The sequence below is a fragment of the Meridianimarinicoccus marinus genome (assembly GCF_040689105.1).
GTDB classification, from domain to species: domain Bacteria; phylum Pseudomonadota; class Alphaproteobacteria; order Rhodobacterales; family Rhodobacteraceae; genus Meridianimarinicoccus; species Meridianimarinicoccus marinus.
The window spans coordinates 1-269 of record NZ_JBFBVU010000125.1 but is presented as its reverse complement, the minus strand read 5'-3'; the positions used below and the strand labels follow the sequence as shown (position 1 = coordinate 269).

Below are 269 nucleotides of genomic sequence, written 5' to 3'. Positions count from 1 at the left end.
GAATACCACAATCCTATCTCAATACACGAGAGGATGATCGCCCTAAGGCTTTTTCGGTTCGTCGCATTTGTAAAACATTTCGACGGTGTAGCCGCAGACTGTGGATTTATGTTTTTCAATGAAGTGCTCGTTCCGCAGTTCAATAATCTCACTCACTGATTTTTTCAATATGCTTGTTCCGAACTGGTGAAAGCTCTCATATCGGTTACCATCAACAACGCAGTACCGAGGCATATGTTTAATCCCACCGCGATTCAATTTGATTGGGC

General features: G+C 43.1%; 1 protein-coding gene. It reads right to left on the bottom strand.

Annotated elements, in window-relative coordinates; all coding sequences use genetic code 11:
• Positions 1 to 42 precede the first annotated feature (42 nt).
• Positions 43 to 269, bottom strand: a 227-nt coding sequence (locus AB0T83_RS20455; protein WP_366195028.1) for a hypothetical protein, incomplete at its 5' end; no start/stop codon positions are given.